Origin of the sequence: Chitinophaga sp. YIM B06452 (assembly GCF_039655965.1) — a bacterium.
Lineage (GTDB): Bacteria > Bacteroidota > Bacteroidia > Chitinophagales > Chitinophagaceae > Chitinophaga.
In genome coordinates, this window is sequence record NZ_JAWLKY010000001.1 from 933,341 (window position 1) to 949,359 (window position 16,019).

The following is a 16,019-nucleotide window of genomic DNA, read 5'->3' on the forward strand; positions in this document are numbered from 1 at the left end:
CTAAACCATCGCACTTATGCTGATCGCAAAACACCAAAACATTATTGACAAAGCGGTAAAAGCCAACCAGGAAAGAACCTTTTATGCGCAGTACCCTGAACACCCCAAGGCTTACGGCGAAGAAGCGCCTCCGCAGGGAGAGGCTTCCTTCAAAGAATTGCTGGACAAACCTTTTCCACGGCTGAAACAAAAAGTAATTGAAAGCTGGCATGGAGAAGAAGTGAGCCCTTACACGCTTCAGCCCCTCGGCATCACTTACCCCGTTGTTTCCACAGACGAGCTGGTGAAAGCCGGCAAACGCGCGGGCCAGCGCTGGTCGCAGCTCTCCGTGGCAGACAGGGCGGGCATTCTCACGGAAACGCTCGAAAAGATCCAGCATCATTTCTTCGAGATCGCGCATGCCACCATGCACACTACCGGCCAGAGCTTCATGATGAGCTTCCAGGCCAGCGGCCCCCATGCAAACGACCGCGCTCTCGAAGCCATTGCCATGGGGTATTCGCAGCTGCAACATTTCCCCGAACACCAGACCTGGGAAAAGCCTATGGGTAAGATCAGCGTGAAGCTGGAAAAAACTTTCAGGCCCGTTCCCAAAGGCCTCGGCCTCGTGATCGGCTGCTCCACCTTCCCGGTGTGGAACTCGCTGCCCGGCATGTATGCAGACCTCATCACGGGCAACGCCGTGATCGTAAAGCCGCATCCCAAGGCAGTGCTGCCTATCGCCATCGTAGTAGCCGCTATCCAGCAGGTGCTGGAAGAGAACGGCCAGGACCCGTACACCTGCCAGCTTGCGGCAGACAGCTCCGCCGCGCCCATCACCAAAGCGCTTAGCGAACATCCTGATGTGGCACTGATCGATTATACCGGCGGCAGCGCCTTCGGCAATTACGTGGAATCGCTTGCTTCGCCGCGTAAAACGGTGTTCACCGAAAAAGCAGGCGTCAATTCAGTGATCCTTGATTCCGTAAAAGATATAGACGCTGTGATGCAGAACCTCGCATTTTCCGTGAGCCTGTATTCCGGCCAGATGTGTACCGCACCGCAGAATTTCTTCATCCCTGAAGGCGGCATCGATACGCCCAACGGGAAAATTTCCTACGACGAGGTGGCCCAGAAATTCAAAGCCGCCATCGAGGGACTGGTGAACAATCCCAAGATGGGCGCCGGCACGCTGGGCGCGGTACAGAACGAAGCTACCCTCCAGCGCGTAAAAGCGGCCGGCGAAACCGGCGCGAAAGTGCTGCTGAGCGGCGCGCCCGTTACCAACGAAGAATACGCAGGCGCCAGAACGTATTCACCCACAGTGCTGGAAGTGAATGCCAGCGACACGAAAATATTTGAGCAGGAACTGTTCGGACCGGTGGTGTTGCTCGTGAAAACGAAAGATACCGCCCATTCCATCGAGCTGGCGCGTGGTATGGCAGACAATCATGGGGCCATCACCTGCGCCGCTTATACCACCAACGATGCCGTGAAAGAAAAGATCGCCGATGCGATGAACAGCGTGTTCACCCCGGTGTCTTTCAACTTCACCGGTTTCATCTGGGTGAACCAGCACGCCGCGTTTTCGGACCTGCACGTTTCCGGCGGCAACCCTGCCGGCAATGCCAGCTTCACCAATCCTGAATTCATCGTGAAGCGGTTCGTGTGGGTGGGTAACAGAACATATGTGGACTAAACGCCCGACAATATGCAAATGAATGCACGGATACTTTCTTTGATGACCGTGGTGGGATTCGTTGCCTGTCAACAAGCCCCCAAAGCGGACAAAGCAGCCGTTACCGACGCGCAGGCGGTTACCATTCCCGAAGGCAGCAAAACCCACCAGCTGGACACCGCTGCCAGCATACTATTCTGGATCGGCACCAAGCCAACCGGCGAACATAAAGGCTCCTTCCGTTTTTCCGGCGGGGAACTGTACACCAAAGACAGTTCGCTTACCGGTGGCCACTTCTCCATCAACATCAACAGTATCGCCAACCTGGATCTCAGTTCCCAGCCGGACATGAAAAAGAAGCTCGAAGACGAGTTGCGCGGCGAGAATTTCTTTGATGCGGCGAAGTATCCCGTTGCGCGTTTCGAGATCACGGAAGTGAGCCCCTACCATCCTGCACCGGATGACAACGGCGTATTGCTGAAAGACGCGACCCATATGATCAAGGGCAATCTTACCATTAAGAATGCCACGAAGAACATCACCTTCCCGGCCAAGGTTGTTTTTACCGGCGGGAAAGTGAAAGGCGAAGCAAATTTCAACATAGACCGCACCCAGTGGGGCATGACGTACAGGGCTGATAAGTCGTTACAGGATAAGCTGATCAATTCCGTCGTCAATATTCATTTTGAGATCGTTACCCATTAATACAAGGGCTGCTTTTCCGGCAGCCCTTTTCCTTTCCATTCCCGATTATTTTCGTTAAATTGGTATAAACAAGCTCCCTTTTTATGGAAACGAATCAACAACGGGACGAACGCCTCTGGCGCATAGCCAAATCCCGCGCACAATTCCGTACCCATCTGATGACCTACCTGATCATCAACGGTTTCCTGTGGGTGATCTGGTTGCTGACAGACAGCGAGCACAACGGCGTTCCCTGGCCAGTGTGGCCCATGGCAGGCTGGGGCCTCGGGCTTGCGTTTGCCTACTACAACGCTTTCCACAAAGACCCGTTCGGCGATGCCACCCGCGAATACGAGAAGCTGCAGCAGGAAAAGCAGCAGCGAGGCGAATAACCCAAAATTACCATCATGCACCACCCCACCCGGCTTTTTGATGTTATTCCACATCAGCTGAAAAACTATTCCAAACAAGATATGCTGGCCGCCAAAGAAGAAGGCGTATGGAAAACCTACAGCACCGAAGAAGTGGCCGGCATTGTTCAACGCTTCAGCTCAGGCCTCCTGCAAATGGGCATTGGCGGCACTTCCCTCACGCCTGATGCGCAGGATAAGATCGCCATCATCAGCCACAACCGGCCCGAATGGATGTTGACAGACCTTGCCTGCCAGCAGGTAGGCGCCGTGCTGGTTCCCATTTACCCCACCATCAGCCAGGCAGAGCTTGTTTATGTGCTGAACGATGCGGAAGCCCACATCCTTTTCGTGGATGGTATGGATATGTATGAAAAAGTGCAGGCCCAGCGCGACAAGTTTCCTACTATCAAAGAGATCTATTCCTTTGAGCGCATTGCCGGCGTAAAACACTGGATGGACATCCTCGCAGCCGCCTCCACCGCGGATGTGGCGCGGATAGAAGCCATCAAGAACAGTATTACGCCTGAAACGCTCGTTACCATCATATACACGTCTGGCACCACCGGCATTCCCAAAGGCGTAATGCTGACGCATGGTAACATCATGAGCAATGTGGAAGCCTGCATGCCCATTTTGCCCGTCAATGAAAAAGCGCGGGCGCTGAGCTTCCTGCCGCTGAACCACATCTTTGAACGGATGGTGACGTACGTGTACCTTACCGCCGGCGTTTCCGTCTATTATGCGGAAGGCATGGAAACCATTTCAGACAATCTCAGGGAAGTGAGACCCAGTATATTCACCACCGTGCCCCGCCTGCTGGAAAAGGTCTATGAAAAAGTGATGGCCCGCGGCAGCGCCCTCACCGGCATCCAGCGCGCGATATTCTTCCGCGCCGTGGAACTGGGACAGCGTTATGAGATCAACAAACAGCAAGGCCCATGGTATAACCTGCAGCTGGCCATTGCGCGGAAGCTCGTGTTCAGCAAATGGAAAGAGGCCATGGGCGGCAACCTGGAATGCATCGTGACCGGCGCGGCCGCCGCGCAGATAAGGCTGCTCAGGATATTCACCGCCGCGGGTTTCTCCATCCTGGAAGGGTATGGTCTTACCGAAACCTCCCCGGTAATAGCCGTGAACGGCAAAGACCCGAAAGACCGCATGTTCGGCACCGTAGGCCCCGTGATCAGCAATGTGCAGGTAAAGATCGCGGAGGACGGGGAAATACTGGTGAAAGGCCCCAACGTGACGAAAGGTTATTACAAAAATCCCGGTCTTACCGCCGAAGCCATCCAGGACGGCTGGTTTCATACGGGAGACATCGGTGTATTGGTGAAAGATAAGTTCCTCAAGATCACCGACCGCAAAAAGGAACTGTTCAAGACCTCCGGCGGCAAATTCGTGGCCCCGCAGCCCATTGAGAACAAATTCAAGGAATCGCCTTTCATAGAACAGATCATGGTGGTGGGGGCCGACCGCAAATTCACCGGCGCCCTCATCGTGCCGAACTTCGGCAACCTGAAAGACTGGGCCCGTACGAACGATGTGTCCTTTGCTTCAAAGGAAGAAGCGGTGAAAGACCCGAAAGTGAAGGCCTTGTACCGGCAGGCGGTAGACCAGTTCAACCGGTCGTTCAACCACATCGAGCAGGTAAAAAAGTTTGAGCTGATGCCCGGGGAATGGTCTGTAGAAGGCGGGGAACTGACGCCCACGCTGAAACTGAAGCGGAAAGTGATCGAAAACAAGTACCATGAGGTGATTGAGCACATTTACGCTTAAAAAACGAGGAAATTTGGTAAAAAATATTATTTTTGCGCTCCCGCTGAGAAGCGGAATGGCCCGGTAGTTCAATGGATAGAATAGAAGTTTCCTAAACTTTAGATACAAGTTCGATTCTTGTCCGGGCTACAAATTTTTTGTGAAGGCGCTGGTTTTACCGGCGTCTTTTTTATTTGGGGATGTTTGGTTGTCCCATTGGTTGACCCTGTCTTTCTCAGGCTATCTCTTTCGGTCATTCTTATTAAATATTTCATTTACAATCAATAGTTTAGGTTAAAAATTCAGAGCTTTCTTCCAATCATTAACAGATAAAGCTCAAACACCTTAATGATCCGCCATGCTGGGCTAGCATATCGCAATTTATTTTTATCACCTGATAGCCGTATCTTGATAAGGCTTCCTCATTTACATTATTGTAATACATGGTTTCTTTCAGGTTGGTCAGTGTGTACTCTGGAAGGATGATCGTATTGTTTAGCCGCAGAAAATTCACATAGCAGCCATTCGCTGAATAAGTGCAGCATTTTTTCTTTGCCTCACACTGGCAGGGTATTGAATAACCCAGTGGACGTTCCTGCATGGGCTGGATTCTGAGGTTTAAATCTCCGCATACACTTTTCAAAGTTTCCAGATATTTATGATCTTCTTTGAGGCTGTCCAGCTTGGGATATTCGCTGATACAGATAACATCGTCTTCAATGAAGCCCATATATCCATCAGTGTGGCCGACCACGTCACCTTTGTTTACCGGTACGATTATAGGCGTTACTCCCATTTTATCTTTTATGATGGCAGTAATCTCTTTTTCCGGGAGGTCGTTGTCCTGAAGAACCTTTTCGGTAATGAAAGCGAAGCGGTGATTCGCTATGAAGTTACCGCCATCAAGTTTAAGCGGTATCTGAACTATTCCTTTTTGCAGGTGATCCTTTATAAAATTGATCGCGATATTGTTCAGATTGCGGTAATTCATTGTTTTTGCCAGATAGGTGCAGTAGTTGGGCTCGTAGATGGGTTTGTAAATATGTTCACCGTTGGAGATTCCCATTACGTCCCTTAGCCATATTTCATTCCAGTTTTCCTCGACGATAATGTTCAGCTTCCTTTTACTGAACTTAAATTGTAGCTTTTGCTTGGCTCTTGAGTTATTAACGATAATGTGCAAGTCTATTTCAGGAGGAATCTTTGTGAGGAGTTTATCAAAGAAAGGTCCTAGTTCATCATACTCATTGTTAAAGCCTTCTGGGTATGCTAGGAAAAGGTGATTGACCTTGTCAAAATCTGTTTTTACCATCGGTTAAAGATTTTTAAAAATTTGAGCGCGAAGGTAAAAAGGGGTTTAAAGGAGGCCAAAGATTTTAAAAAAATTCGAAGCTTGCTATTCTATACTGATATATTTGGGCGAACAATCCTATATAGACTCATTGATGAATATGAATCAAATGTACTTCAAGAATAGCTAGATTTAAATTGGAATATGAAGCAATCGAATGGTTAGGATAAAATAGGAGAAGACCCGATGCTCTCCAGCAATCGATTATGTGAACCACTTTTTATTGTCTTAATCATTAAATGATATTCTTCTTGAATATCTTTAGACAATTCCGAAATATCCTTTATTAGAATTAACCCCATATACAACAATGAGTAATTTATAAAAAAAGAATATTGATGTTCGGAGCTATCCATTATTACTTCATAGTCGGTAAGAAAACGATTGTTTACTCCAAATGCAGGATCAACCAATCTTTCAAATAAATCTGCCGGAAAAGTCCAATAATGATTTTTATAATGCAAATTATTCCTTTCATGAACAAACTGATCAGCCTTTATCTTTATGATATATGAAACAAACTCTTCTGGCCAAGACCCAATTGTAGAAACTCTGAGAACTCTTTGAAGTATTTCCCAATACTCCACGTGGCTAAGCTCATTAAATATCTGGAATTTAATCTCTACCTTAGGAGAACGTCCCTTCTTGATTGCGCTTCTGCTTAATTCTTCCTCTTTGGGAAAACAATCAATTAACAAAATTTTACTTAACCTTGGGAATGATAACCCCAAAGCAGCCAAAATTCCCTTTAATAAAAAAAAACTGGATTGATATGCGTTAGAAAGAGCCCAGGAAGTAACTCCGCTTTCCAAATGAAGAAATGCAGCTCCTGATACATGAATCCCTTTGTGAATTAAATAAATCGCTTCTCGTAATACCTCACTTCTTAAAACTGGAATGTCTTCACTATAACTCCCTTGACTTTCATCAACTTTTGCATATATCTCAGATAATCCTCCAAATTTTGACAGTTCATATGCTGGCGGCTCTCCTGCCTTATCAATACTCGGAATGTACTGCGCCCATTTCTGCAGCTGAACAGCCCAATCCCGTCCATCTATTTTTTTTATTGCACTTTCGTTACGAGCCATATTATACTCTGATTGAGCCTATTTGGATATTCTCTTTCTCTGTTACCGAAGTTAATTCCATGACTAAATCGTTACCTGCTTCAATTTCCGCTGAATTGCCCGTCCCTTTACTATGCCAAGTAGAAAAATCGAAATAATCAATTTTTTTAAAAACCTTAGTAATATCAGCTGCAGTAAACCCAGAATATTCCTTGAGAGTATAAGAAAAGAAACTTGGTAAGGCGTTAAGTAATCCGCCAAATCCAAGAGTTTGAAAAAATATAGAATCTGTGCGCTTGTACTCTTTATTGAATACATTTCTTATCCCTATAAAATAATTATTTATTATTGCCCTTTGTTCTACTTGAGTAAAGGCATTCAAAATACCCTTGCCTGGCTGGATTAAAGGGGTAACCTTCCTGACGAAATTTGTTAATGAGATTTCACCTTGCTTAGGTGCAGTGGTTACAACTATACGTGCATAAAAAGGCGAGTCTTCATCCTTTTTAAGTTCGGTACCTATATCAGATGCACGTTCTTTAGATATTTCGGCAACAGATTTATATTGATTAGGCAATACTCTCAATAAATCAAGGTATAATGACGATGGGACTCCTTTTGCTTCCTTATTTATGGAAATAAATAGTTGAATTTGATCAATAAGGTCTAATCCAATAAAAGCAATAAAGGGTAATAATATGTTCTTTTTTGCATTCTTTGCCCCTGCAAACCGATGTTGTCCGTCGATAACCCAACCTGAATCAGGACTATTTGGAATTTTAATTACTTTTTGTCCTTCTTTTTCTACAACCTCCGAATTATCTAGCGAAATTAATAAGCTTTGTGGAAGATAGTTTCCAGAATCAATAAATCTCGATATTGCTCCCACTCTTGATTGAGACAAAGCTCTCTGATATCCTTCATTTTTATCTTCCACCTTTCGATTTATACTCAATACTTGCCACATAACCTTGGGGTCAGCGCTAAAAAAAACGAGAGTTTTATCTCCCTGTAAAAAGGTATGACAAGGAAATTCAAGAAAAGTAGCTGTATTACGTTTAATAACTCTCTTAGCAGTCGCCCTTTTTGCTTTAGCCATAAAAAAAATTTAATATAAGAAATGTGCTGGTTTCTTTGCAACTGCCAACTTGTTAGTGGGAACAAATATCGGAGTACCTATTTCTCTAATTTTCAATTCGCCTTTTTGCAAAGATTTTAATCTTTCTTTAGCAATCTTGACGTACTGTTTATCTTTTTCAAGGCCAACTGAATTCCGCCCGTTTTTAAATGCAGCAATAACTGTTGACCCCACTCCGACATAAGGATCTAATACGGTATCACCAATATTAGATAAGGCTAAAATACATCTTTCTGCAAGTTCAATGGGGTACTGACACGGATGATAAGTTTTTTCTTTGTGGTTTGCTTTGACATTAGGAATCTCCCAAACTTCATTATCCCAATCCTGTTTTACAATTTTCCAAACATCAGCAGGATTTTTGCCCAAAGGATTCCCTGAATATTCGCCTTTTTTATCTCCTTTATAATAAGTTTTACCTGGATACTTTGAAGGTACTCTGACATTATCTAAATTAAAGGTGTACTTATCTGATTTCGAAAACCATAATATAGTTTCATATCTCCCTGAAAACCTATTCCTAGAATGCAAACCATGTTCAAAATGCCAAATAATCCTATTTCGCAAAAACAAGTTATGTTTCTTAAATATTGAATAGTAAAATATATCTAAAGGAACTATTTCTTTTGTTTTCTGATCGATATAATTGCCAACTTGCCAGCAAATACTCCCATCATCATCAAGTAATGCTACAAGTTTATCAATTACTTTCTCAATCTCCTGTAAATAAGAATTAATTGGTTCTACAGACTCGTATTCCTTACCCATATTATATGGAGGTGAGGTTAAAATCAGTTGAAATTTATTACCTTTCTGAATTAAGATATCTAAGTATTTGTTAGTATCTGTATTTATAATTTCGGCGCTAATTGCAGCCTTGTCTTGCCTAGTTGAAGTCCTTCTATTCGCCATACTTTAAATTAATTCTTGGACATTGATATTTATTTCACTATAAAGCGCTTTCATTTTTTTAAGTAATCTTATATAAAAATCCATTTAATCTAATATCAGCGTGAGTTTCTGTTTTAAATATTTCAGAACCTCCACAAATGAAGAATCATTAGTAAAAATCAATCCAGTTACATTGGCAATATTTATATATACGGCTTACACAATGAAATGCTGAAAATCAATATGTTACATTTCAGGTTAAAAACATAACAAAAATAACGCTTTTATAATATTATCCCAATTAAAGAGCGGGGTAGAATTAGTTAGATAATCCTATTCAGTATTTTAGTATATTTAATTCGCAAATCCCGCGTACCATTTAGCCCTGTTATTCAAGGACTTATCGCCCATTTTCAATATTTGACAAGTATGCCTAGTAAAAAATCTCTAAATAATGGCAATAAAATAACTCTCGAAATAGGAGTCCCCCAAAAGGGTAATATTAAGGTACATTCTCAAATAATAAATGATCTAAGCTCTGGCATTTATAGCTCCCCCTCCAGTTGCGTTAAAGAGTTGATAAATAATGCTTATGACGCGGATGCGCAATCTGTAGTAATTAGAGTAAAGCCAATAGAAGATAGTATTTCGATTATTGACGACGGTAGTGGAATGAACGCTGTTGATTTTGATAATAATTTTGCTTGGATTAGTAAATCCAATAAACGAAATAATGGTGAACTTTCACCGAAACTTAAACGACCACTTATCGGCAAAATTGGGATCGGCTTTATTGCAGTGAATGAAATTTGTGAAGAACTGGAAATTACTTCTACAAAAGAAGGAGAACCTATTAAGTTTCGCGTAAATATTAATTTTAAAAACTATTATCAAGAGGAAACTGTTGCGGAGGATGGAATAATAAAAGGTGCATATAGCCTAATTAATGAAGAAGAAGATTCTAAGGAGCATTATACAATTATAAGACTACTTAAATTAAAGGAGTCTGTTAAGAATGTGTTAGATGACAGGTTATATCTTTCCGAAATAGTTAGATCAAAGCACAAAGATTTTGATACGGTCACTTTCGATAGCATGAAAGAAATCTTAGACCTCCACACACAGAAAAATCTAAAGTCGTTCAGTGAAGATAATGCGTATATACAGTTCATTATCGATTTGGCCTCATATATCCCAGTAGAATATATTCCAGGAGGACCCGTTGAAGGTTTCAAGAGAAAGACGCTAAGCGAAATTATAAAACTCCATGAAAATCTCAATTTCAAAGTTGATTTAGATGGCATTTATTTAAAAAAACCAATATACTTTCCTTACAAAGAATTAAGCAATGTAGTCGAGTTTCATGATGAAGTAAATACAGGTGACGACACTATTAAATTTAAAGGATATTTTTATATCCAACATGGACTTCTCGTACCAAGAGAACTTAATGGAGTTGCTATTAGGATACGAAATATACCTATTGCGGAACAATATGGCTTTGATCCGACCTTTATGAGATACCCGAATTACATGGAGCAGCTATTCAGAAACTGGGTATCTGGTGAGATCTATATAGAAAGCGGACTCGAAGACGCCATGAATATAGATCGGAAATCATTTAGAATAACTCATCCCCATTATCTAGCGTTACAAAGCTACCTACACCATCTTTTGAAAAACAAGGTCTTCAAGATAGCTCATGATGAAATTTATGAGGTTGCAAAAGAAGAGCGTACAGAAGAGCAAAAGAAAATAACCACAGATAAAAAGAAAAAAATATTAAAAACCAAAGCAGTAACCTATACGAAAAAAACTGCGGACAAAAAACCAAAAGTAGCCCAAGTAAACAAAAATGAAATAAAGGCCCCCATAAAAATCTTAAAAAGCTCTTCACAAAATACAATCGTAGAACTTGACGAAGCAGAGATCAAGAAATTTAAGAAAAAGGATTGGGAAGTTCTTGAAAATGTATTCTTAATTTTTGAATTGGCATACAAAGAAAGTAAAGGGGACATTAATTCATTAAGAAGTTTATTCTACCATAAAATAAATGAATGGAAAGATATTAAATAAAGCAATGACAAAACAACCTGTTTACCTACATAATTCCAGCCATAAAGATTTCATAAGAGAAAAATGGATTGAGTTTGCGCAAGAGATGCTAACTGCGGGTGGCAATCTTTCGCTCATAACATTCCCCGCTGAAGAAATGCAAGACCTTCATCTTTTTGCTACTAAAGGTCTAATTGAATGGGAACAAACAGAGACCGGTGGATATAAGATTAAGAAGGGGAAGGTTACATGCTTTGAAAAGAGTGATAAAATTTGGATGAAATTAAGCAAGAAACTTATTAATGCTACTGTTGAAAAGGAAGAAATAGGCTCTTATTTTCAAAGTAAGTATAAAGCTATAATGAGTAAACAAACTAAAATATTTCCAGCAGATGTAATTAATCTTGATTATGATGGAAATATTTCCAAAAATAAAGTTTCAATAGAAGATACAATAGGCTTAATATTTAAATATCAAGCTCTTCATGAAAAAAACTTTTCCCTTTTTCTAACCTGGCCTCAGACAGAAAATGAAGATGAGCAGAGCTATAAAGATATGTTGAAGCAAACTATTGAAGACAATTTAGATGATCCAAACGCAGTTCAATTTAAAGAAAAATTTGAAACATTTTTTGATTCCTTAAATGATCTAAACTACGAACAACTATCAATTATAGGACTAGCCAAAGTAATAATAAAAAAGGCATCGGAGCATAAATTCGAAATTTTCAAGAATGAGTTTTATTTGTATGGAGAACAAAATAGACGCAAAATGTTTTCTATTTTATTAAACTTTGAATTTTCAAAAAATGCGCGTCCTCATAAAATTTATTCCAAAGATGTAGTAAAATCTTTAACTACGCTCACTGATCTCAATGAAAAAAGTAACTAACTAACGAACAATATAAGTCCATCTTCGAGGGTACTAATCAATACTTGAAGAATTCATTGCATTCAATTCGAAAAGTATGAATGCTCGTATACCGGAACCGAATTTGAATTATACTTAGTTAACACAAAGCAGTATTTATACTTACCGCTCAGGACGGGTTCATCAAATTTCTGAAATTTGATCACGTTATAAATCTCATTCCGGCTACCATTTTCTATGCTATACCAATAAGTTGTCCCTTCTTGTCCTTTCAACTGCTTTAAATACTTAATATTATACTGCAAAGTACTTCCCACTTCCAAAAGACCAATTACAATCTTCCCAGTTTGCCCCACACCTAGTGGCTCATCAAAATCTATAGCAACTTTGTATCGATTAAAATTGGTGCCTTTACTATTTTCAACGCATTGGAGTTCGGAATAGAACTGTTTTTGCGCACTTACCTTGAAGGATAAAAGCGTCATGAAAAATAATAGTAGACTTCTCATTTCTTTAAAATTTAAATCTGTTGATGGAATAATAATTCGTCAAGCAATATATGCATAATAATTAAAATAACTCATACATGCGTCAATTAAAATCGCATTGATATACCATCTTTCAGATGTGATCAATGTGAAGAACATAGCCTTGGTAAAAGCATTAGGCAGCAGGATAAGAGAACTGCGCCTTCAGCAAGAAATGTCGCAGGAGGACCTGGCGAACGAAGCCGATATTCCATTGTCTCAAATCGGCCGTATTGAACGTGGAGAGAATAACCCTACGATATCTTCCCTGTATGTCATCGCCCAAGCCTTAAAAGTCGATCTGAAGGCACTGGTAGATTTAAAGCTGAAAAAATAGCTCCAATTTCTCGCTTTCGAAATGAAGGTATGCAAGAGCTTTTTAATGCCCAAATCCTTTTGGGAAATTTCGAAAATATATTATTATAATTTTATAATTAAATATCATTCGTTTCAGCCTTCAGAAAATTAAAAATCTTCAAATTTCCGAAATCCTACATTCCCTAAGATTGGCTAGACCTACTAAAAACATTTAAACTGGAGACATTTTGTTAGTGCCGACCTCGCTTTTATAATCCACCATACGGCCACTATGGCGGCTATATTGACCCAGTAACAATTGGGCGATATCTTTACCGAAAGAATTCTGATGGCCGTATGAGGGCCATAGTGGCTGTATAGTGATTGGCTATGAAATGCTCTTATTTTTTTGCTCCCTGCGTAATTGGATAATATTCTCTCTGACCTCCTCCCGGCCAACAATGGTATCACAATTAGAGAGTGGTGAAATATACTCTAACTCTGGACTGCCTATCTTCATCCATTTATTAAATAAAACAGGATTTTCAAATTCATAGTATCCAAAGCTATACAGCTGAACTAACGATGCGAAATTATCGCTTATCCTTCGGCTGAATAAATTTTCATCTTTCATCTTGTGAATCATCCTGACAGTAATACCGATTATATTTGCCAGACAGTCATAATCAATTCCAGATACTTTTTTGAATTGAACAAGCTGCCGCTTGGAGATTAATTTTTTAGATATTTCAATCCGCTTTTCAAATCCGATCCGGTAAAAGTCTAAAACAGCCTGCACCGTATCAAATTTAAATTCATCTTCTGAATCCAAGCGGATGCTTCTTTTCTTATTCATTATATTATAGTATTGGGTTAAGAAATCTGGGATGTTCTATTTGCCAAGTAGTTTGGAAGCAAGAAAAGTCGCTTTTACAAATGCGCTAAGCTGCCGACAAAAAAATATCATGTCCGTCCTTTCGTCCCCAGTCCATTCATCAGCTTGCTTACTTCCCATCGCTGCTTCAAGCAGGGCAAAGAGCTGTTCGTTTACGCCGTCCTCGTTCTCGTAAAGAACAATAAATTTTGAAATTGTTTCCATCGGAGTATCCATGACAGAATTTTTGCGCGAACGTAGTTAGCTTCTTTGGGACAACCAAGTGATTATCCAGAGGTTTTTGCATCAAAAAAAGGGTGCGATGTCACTATGACAACGCGCCCTTTATAGAAGTCAAATTATTAAGCTCTTTTTTGGGAAAGATGATCCTTTAGTATTGGTTCCAGCCACTGTATTCCGAGGAAAGAAATAGTTAGGTAAGGGTATCTCATCTTCTTATATGTATTACCCAAAAACTTCTCTTTATATTCAAACTTCAGGTAACCAGCATCGACTAACTCTTGCCTAGGTTGGCGATCCTTGCTGATCAATCCTTTCTCATGCATAATTCTAAAGATTGTAGTTTTCCCAATGCCCAGATTTAGTTTTGCGGCAGCGCTGGTAAACCCCATAAAATATTCCATAATTGCATTTTTTAGGAGGCTGAGGATTTCGGACATTTAGCGATTTTTCTCCGAATCCTCGGCCTAATTATTAATTTGTTTTTTGATATTGATTATGCTCTACTCTTTCAAGAACACCGCTTTGTATTAACCCAGCCAAATAGTTCTCCGCAGTTTTTTCCTTAATGTTCATCAAAGCAGCGACTTCCATTGCTCCGGAGCGGTTGAAAGCAACTGGCAATTTCTCAAAATAAAGCTGCTTGCGCCCTTTAGCCGTCTTGACTTTTCTCAGGCGTTGAAGTTGCCCGAAAACTTTAGTAGTGTGACAAATGAGGGCATTTGCAATATTTACCGCAGTTTGAAAATCTGTATCGGAGCAAGTGAACTGTGCAGGTACTTCCGCCTTGATAAATCTTACCACGGTTAAAAGCATGGCAATTCTGAATGTAACCAGTCCCAATCTTCTAATACTGGCTATTATTTCATCACCATACAAGTGGTGAAGTGTTGCCTGCTTCTCAGTGAACATCTTTGTAAACTCCTTTTCCTGTTCGCTTGTCAATTCAAAAAGAATGGTTCCCCCATTTGCATCTGCTCTTTCCTGAATCATATTTGAAAAACTTAATATCTGTTCCGCTGCGGCACGTATGCTGCCATCTGGGCTTTCCTTTGTTCTGTCAAAAACATTTTCCCACTCTAAAGTCAGTGGAAAGTCATAGAATAGAAAGCGAGAAAAGAATCCATTCTCTACGCTTGTCAGAAGATTATTGATCTGGTTTGGAGTGCCGGAAAGAACGACAGACAAATAAGAGCGTTCCATGGAAACGTACTCATCATTGGACTTTCTTGCCAACTCAATTGGTTCATGATGGAAAACCTTCCTGAGGATGTCGCTGAAATCTCCCCAGTCATTACTCAAAGCCTGGGTAAGGGTATCGGCTTCTGTTTCGAAAATAACACCGAAGTTTTTGTTCGCCATCAGCGTTTGAATTATTTTGCTGGCGGAGCTGTTTGCGGGAACAAAAAAAAGTTGGCGTTGAGGCTTGATCGGCGCCGGCATTCCAGATTCCGGCCCAGCTTCTTTATATACAGTCATGGCCTGCTCGTAATCAGCTATAGCCTGCCTATACCTATTTTCACAATCTGCATGCATGCATTCCCCTAGCCTACGTGCCCATATCATGACACCTTTGCCTGCGGAAGCCGGAGCACTGATGAATAGATATAGATTCATTCCCACCATCTGGTTATTATAGTTGCCTTGTACAGCCGGGAAACAACTACTGAGAACGCCAAGACTAGATAGTAAAAAGACATCACGTTCACGACCTACATTGAAATAGGAAGACAATCCTTTAAGAAAAGGAGGAAGGTTAGCATATATCTGATCTGGCAAGACAGGGGTTTCTTCTTGATCTTCGTCCTCTTTTTTATGCCAAGAATCAAAGGCGGCAGAATACTTTCCATAGGCCATTTCGACATTATGAAGGTTAAACTTTTCAAAGTCCTTAACTTCTGCGTATTCCTTCTTTACTCTGAAATCGGAAGCGAACCGATTTAATATTAACTCCTGTGTTCTTTGCTTAGATATACCAAACTGATTACAGATGCTTGCCAACTTATAAAGATAAAACTGGATAGGAGAAGGAGTATAGCGCTCCTTCTTATTCAGTATCTCAACCAAGTTGTTAAAATTTAACTTCCCCCCTTTATCGAGGCAGTTCATGGTGTAGCGATGCGTGTCGCCCACTTCTAAAATCTTGCCGTCTGCCGGCACTGGTAAAAATTCTCTATGCATTTTTTTGTTGTTTTT

16 protein-coding genes and 1 tRNA gene are annotated in these 16,019 nt (G+C 41.2%); 8 read left to right on the top strand and 9 right to left on the bottom strand.

What is annotated here, in order from left to right:
- The first annotated feature begins 16 nt into the window (after window positions 1–16).
- The 5 genes from paaN to R3I13_RS03465 all read left to right on the top strand — a co-directional run bounded on the left by paaN (window position 17) and on the right by R3I13_RS03465 (window position 4,659).
- Window positions 17–1,678, top strand: a complete 1,662-nt coding sequence (paaN, locus tag R3I13_RS03445) for a phenylacetic acid degradation protein PaaN (RefSeq protein ID WP_346316524.1) — start codon at window positions 17–19, stop codon at window positions 1,676–1,678.
- 12 nt (window positions 1,679–1,690) lie between these two features.
- Window positions 1,691–2,362, top strand: a complete 672-nt coding sequence (locus tag R3I13_RS03450) for a YceI family protein (RefSeq protein ID WP_346316525.1) — start codon at window positions 1,691–1,693, stop codon at window positions 2,360–2,362.
- 83 nt (window positions 2,363–2,445) lie between these two features.
- Window positions 2,446–2,733, top strand: a complete 288-nt coding sequence (locus R3I13_RS03455; protein ID WP_346316526.1) for a 2TM domain-containing protein — start codon at window positions 2,446–2,448, stop codon at window positions 2,731–2,733.
- A 15-nt stretch (window positions 2,734–2,748) separates the two neighbouring features.
- Window positions 2,749–4,530: a long-chain fatty acid--CoA ligase gene (locus R3I13_RS03460; protein ID WP_346316527.1), complete on the top strand. Its 1,782-nt coding sequence runs from the start codon at window positions 2,749–2,751 to the stop codon at window positions 4,528–4,530.
- Between the two features lie 57 nt (window positions 4,531–4,587).
- Window positions 4,588–4,659: transfer RNA gene (locus R3I13_RS03465), tRNA-Arg, on the top strand.
- A 172-nt stretch (window positions 4,660–4,831) separates the two neighbouring features.
- Here R3I13_RS03465 and R3I13_RS03470 read toward each other — a convergent pair.
- The 4 genes from R3I13_RS03470 to R3I13_RS03485 form a co-directional block, all read right to left on the bottom strand.
- Window positions 4,832–5,821 (bottom strand): agmatine deiminase family protein, encoded by a 990-nt coding sequence (locus tag R3I13_RS03470; RefSeq protein WP_346316528.1) that lies wholly within the window; start codon window positions 5,819–5,821, stop codon window positions 4,832–4,834.
- 200 nt (window positions 5,822–6,021) lie between these two features.
- Window positions 6,022–6,951, bottom strand: a complete 930-nt coding sequence (locus tag R3I13_RS03475) for a HEPN domain-containing protein (protein ID WP_346316529.1) — start codon at window positions 6,949–6,951, stop codon at window positions 6,022–6,024.
- A gap of 1 nt (window position 6,952) precedes the next feature.
- A complete protein-coding gene (locus R3I13_RS03480) occupies window positions 6,953–8,029 on the bottom strand; it encodes a DGQHR domain-containing protein (protein WP_346316530.1) in 1,077 nt (358 codons plus the stop codon).
- A 9-nt stretch (window positions 8,030–8,038) separates the two neighbouring features.
- Window positions 8,039–8,980 (bottom strand): site-specific DNA-methyltransferase, encoded by a 942-nt coding sequence (locus R3I13_RS03485; protein WP_346316531.1) that lies wholly within the window; start codon window positions 8,978–8,980, stop codon window positions 8,039–8,041.
- Between the two features lie 408 nt (window positions 8,981–9,388).
- On the opposite strand from R3I13_RS03485, the gene R3I13_RS03490 reads away from it, so the two are divergent.
- Both R3I13_RS03490 and R3I13_RS03495 read left to right on the top strand, forming a co-directional pair.
- A complete protein-coding gene (locus R3I13_RS03490) occupies window positions 9,389–11,035 on the top strand; it encodes an ATP-binding protein (RefSeq protein WP_346316532.1) in 1,647 nt (548 codons plus the stop codon).
- Window positions 11,036–11,039: 4 nt separating this feature from the next.
- Window positions 11,040–11,906, top strand: coding sequence for a hypothetical protein (locus R3I13_RS03495; RefSeq protein WP_346316533.1), 867 nt, complete (start codon window positions 11,040–11,042; stop codon window positions 11,904–11,906).
- A gap of 62 nt (window positions 11,907–11,968) precedes the next feature.
- Here the strand turns inward: R3I13_RS03495 and R3I13_RS03500 are convergent, their stop codons facing one another.
- The gene (locus R3I13_RS03500; protein WP_346316534.1) at window positions 11,969–12,394 is read right to left on the bottom strand and encodes a hypothetical protein; all 426 of its coding nucleotides are present in this window, start codon (window positions 12,392–12,394) and stop codon (window positions 11,969–11,971) included.
- Between the two features lie 118 nt (window positions 12,395–12,512).
- Here R3I13_RS03500 and R3I13_RS03505 point away from each other — a divergent pair, with 118 nt between their 5' ends.
- Window positions 12,513–12,749 carry a helix-turn-helix transcriptional regulator gene (locus tag R3I13_RS03505; RefSeq protein WP_346316535.1) on the top strand — a complete coding sequence of 79 codons (237 nt, stop codon included), beginning with the start codon at window positions 12,513–12,515 and terminating at the stop codon, window positions 12,747–12,749.
- Window positions 12,750–13,097: 348 nt separating this feature from the next.
- On the opposite strand, the gene R3I13_RS03510 is transcribed toward R3I13_RS03505, so the two are convergent.
- The 4 genes from R3I13_RS03510 to R3I13_RS03525 form a co-directional block, all read right to left on the bottom strand.
- The gene (locus R3I13_RS03510) at window positions 13,098–13,565 is read right to left on the bottom strand and encodes a hypothetical protein (protein ID WP_346316536.1); all 468 of its coding nucleotides are present in this window, start codon (window positions 13,563–13,565) and stop codon (window positions 13,098–13,100) included.
- 36 nt (window positions 13,566–13,601) lie between these two features.
- Window positions 13,602–13,820, bottom strand: a complete 219-nt coding sequence (locus tag R3I13_RS03515) for a hypothetical protein (RefSeq protein WP_346316537.1) — start codon at window positions 13,818–13,820, stop codon at window positions 13,602–13,604.
- Window positions 13,821–13,945: 125 nt separating this feature from the next.
- Complete coding sequence (locus R3I13_RS03520; protein ID WP_346316538.1) at window positions 13,946–14,263, bottom strand: hypothetical protein; 318 nt, start codon at window positions 14,261–14,263, stop codon at window positions 13,946–13,948.
- Between the two features lie 34 nt (window positions 14,264–14,297).
- On the bottom strand, window positions 14,298–16,004 hold the full coding sequence (locus R3I13_RS03525; protein WP_346316539.1) for a DUF3987 domain-containing protein: 1,707 nt from the start codon (window positions 16,002–16,004) through the stop codon (window positions 14,298–14,300).
- Window positions 16,005–16,019 lie beyond the last annotated feature (15 nt).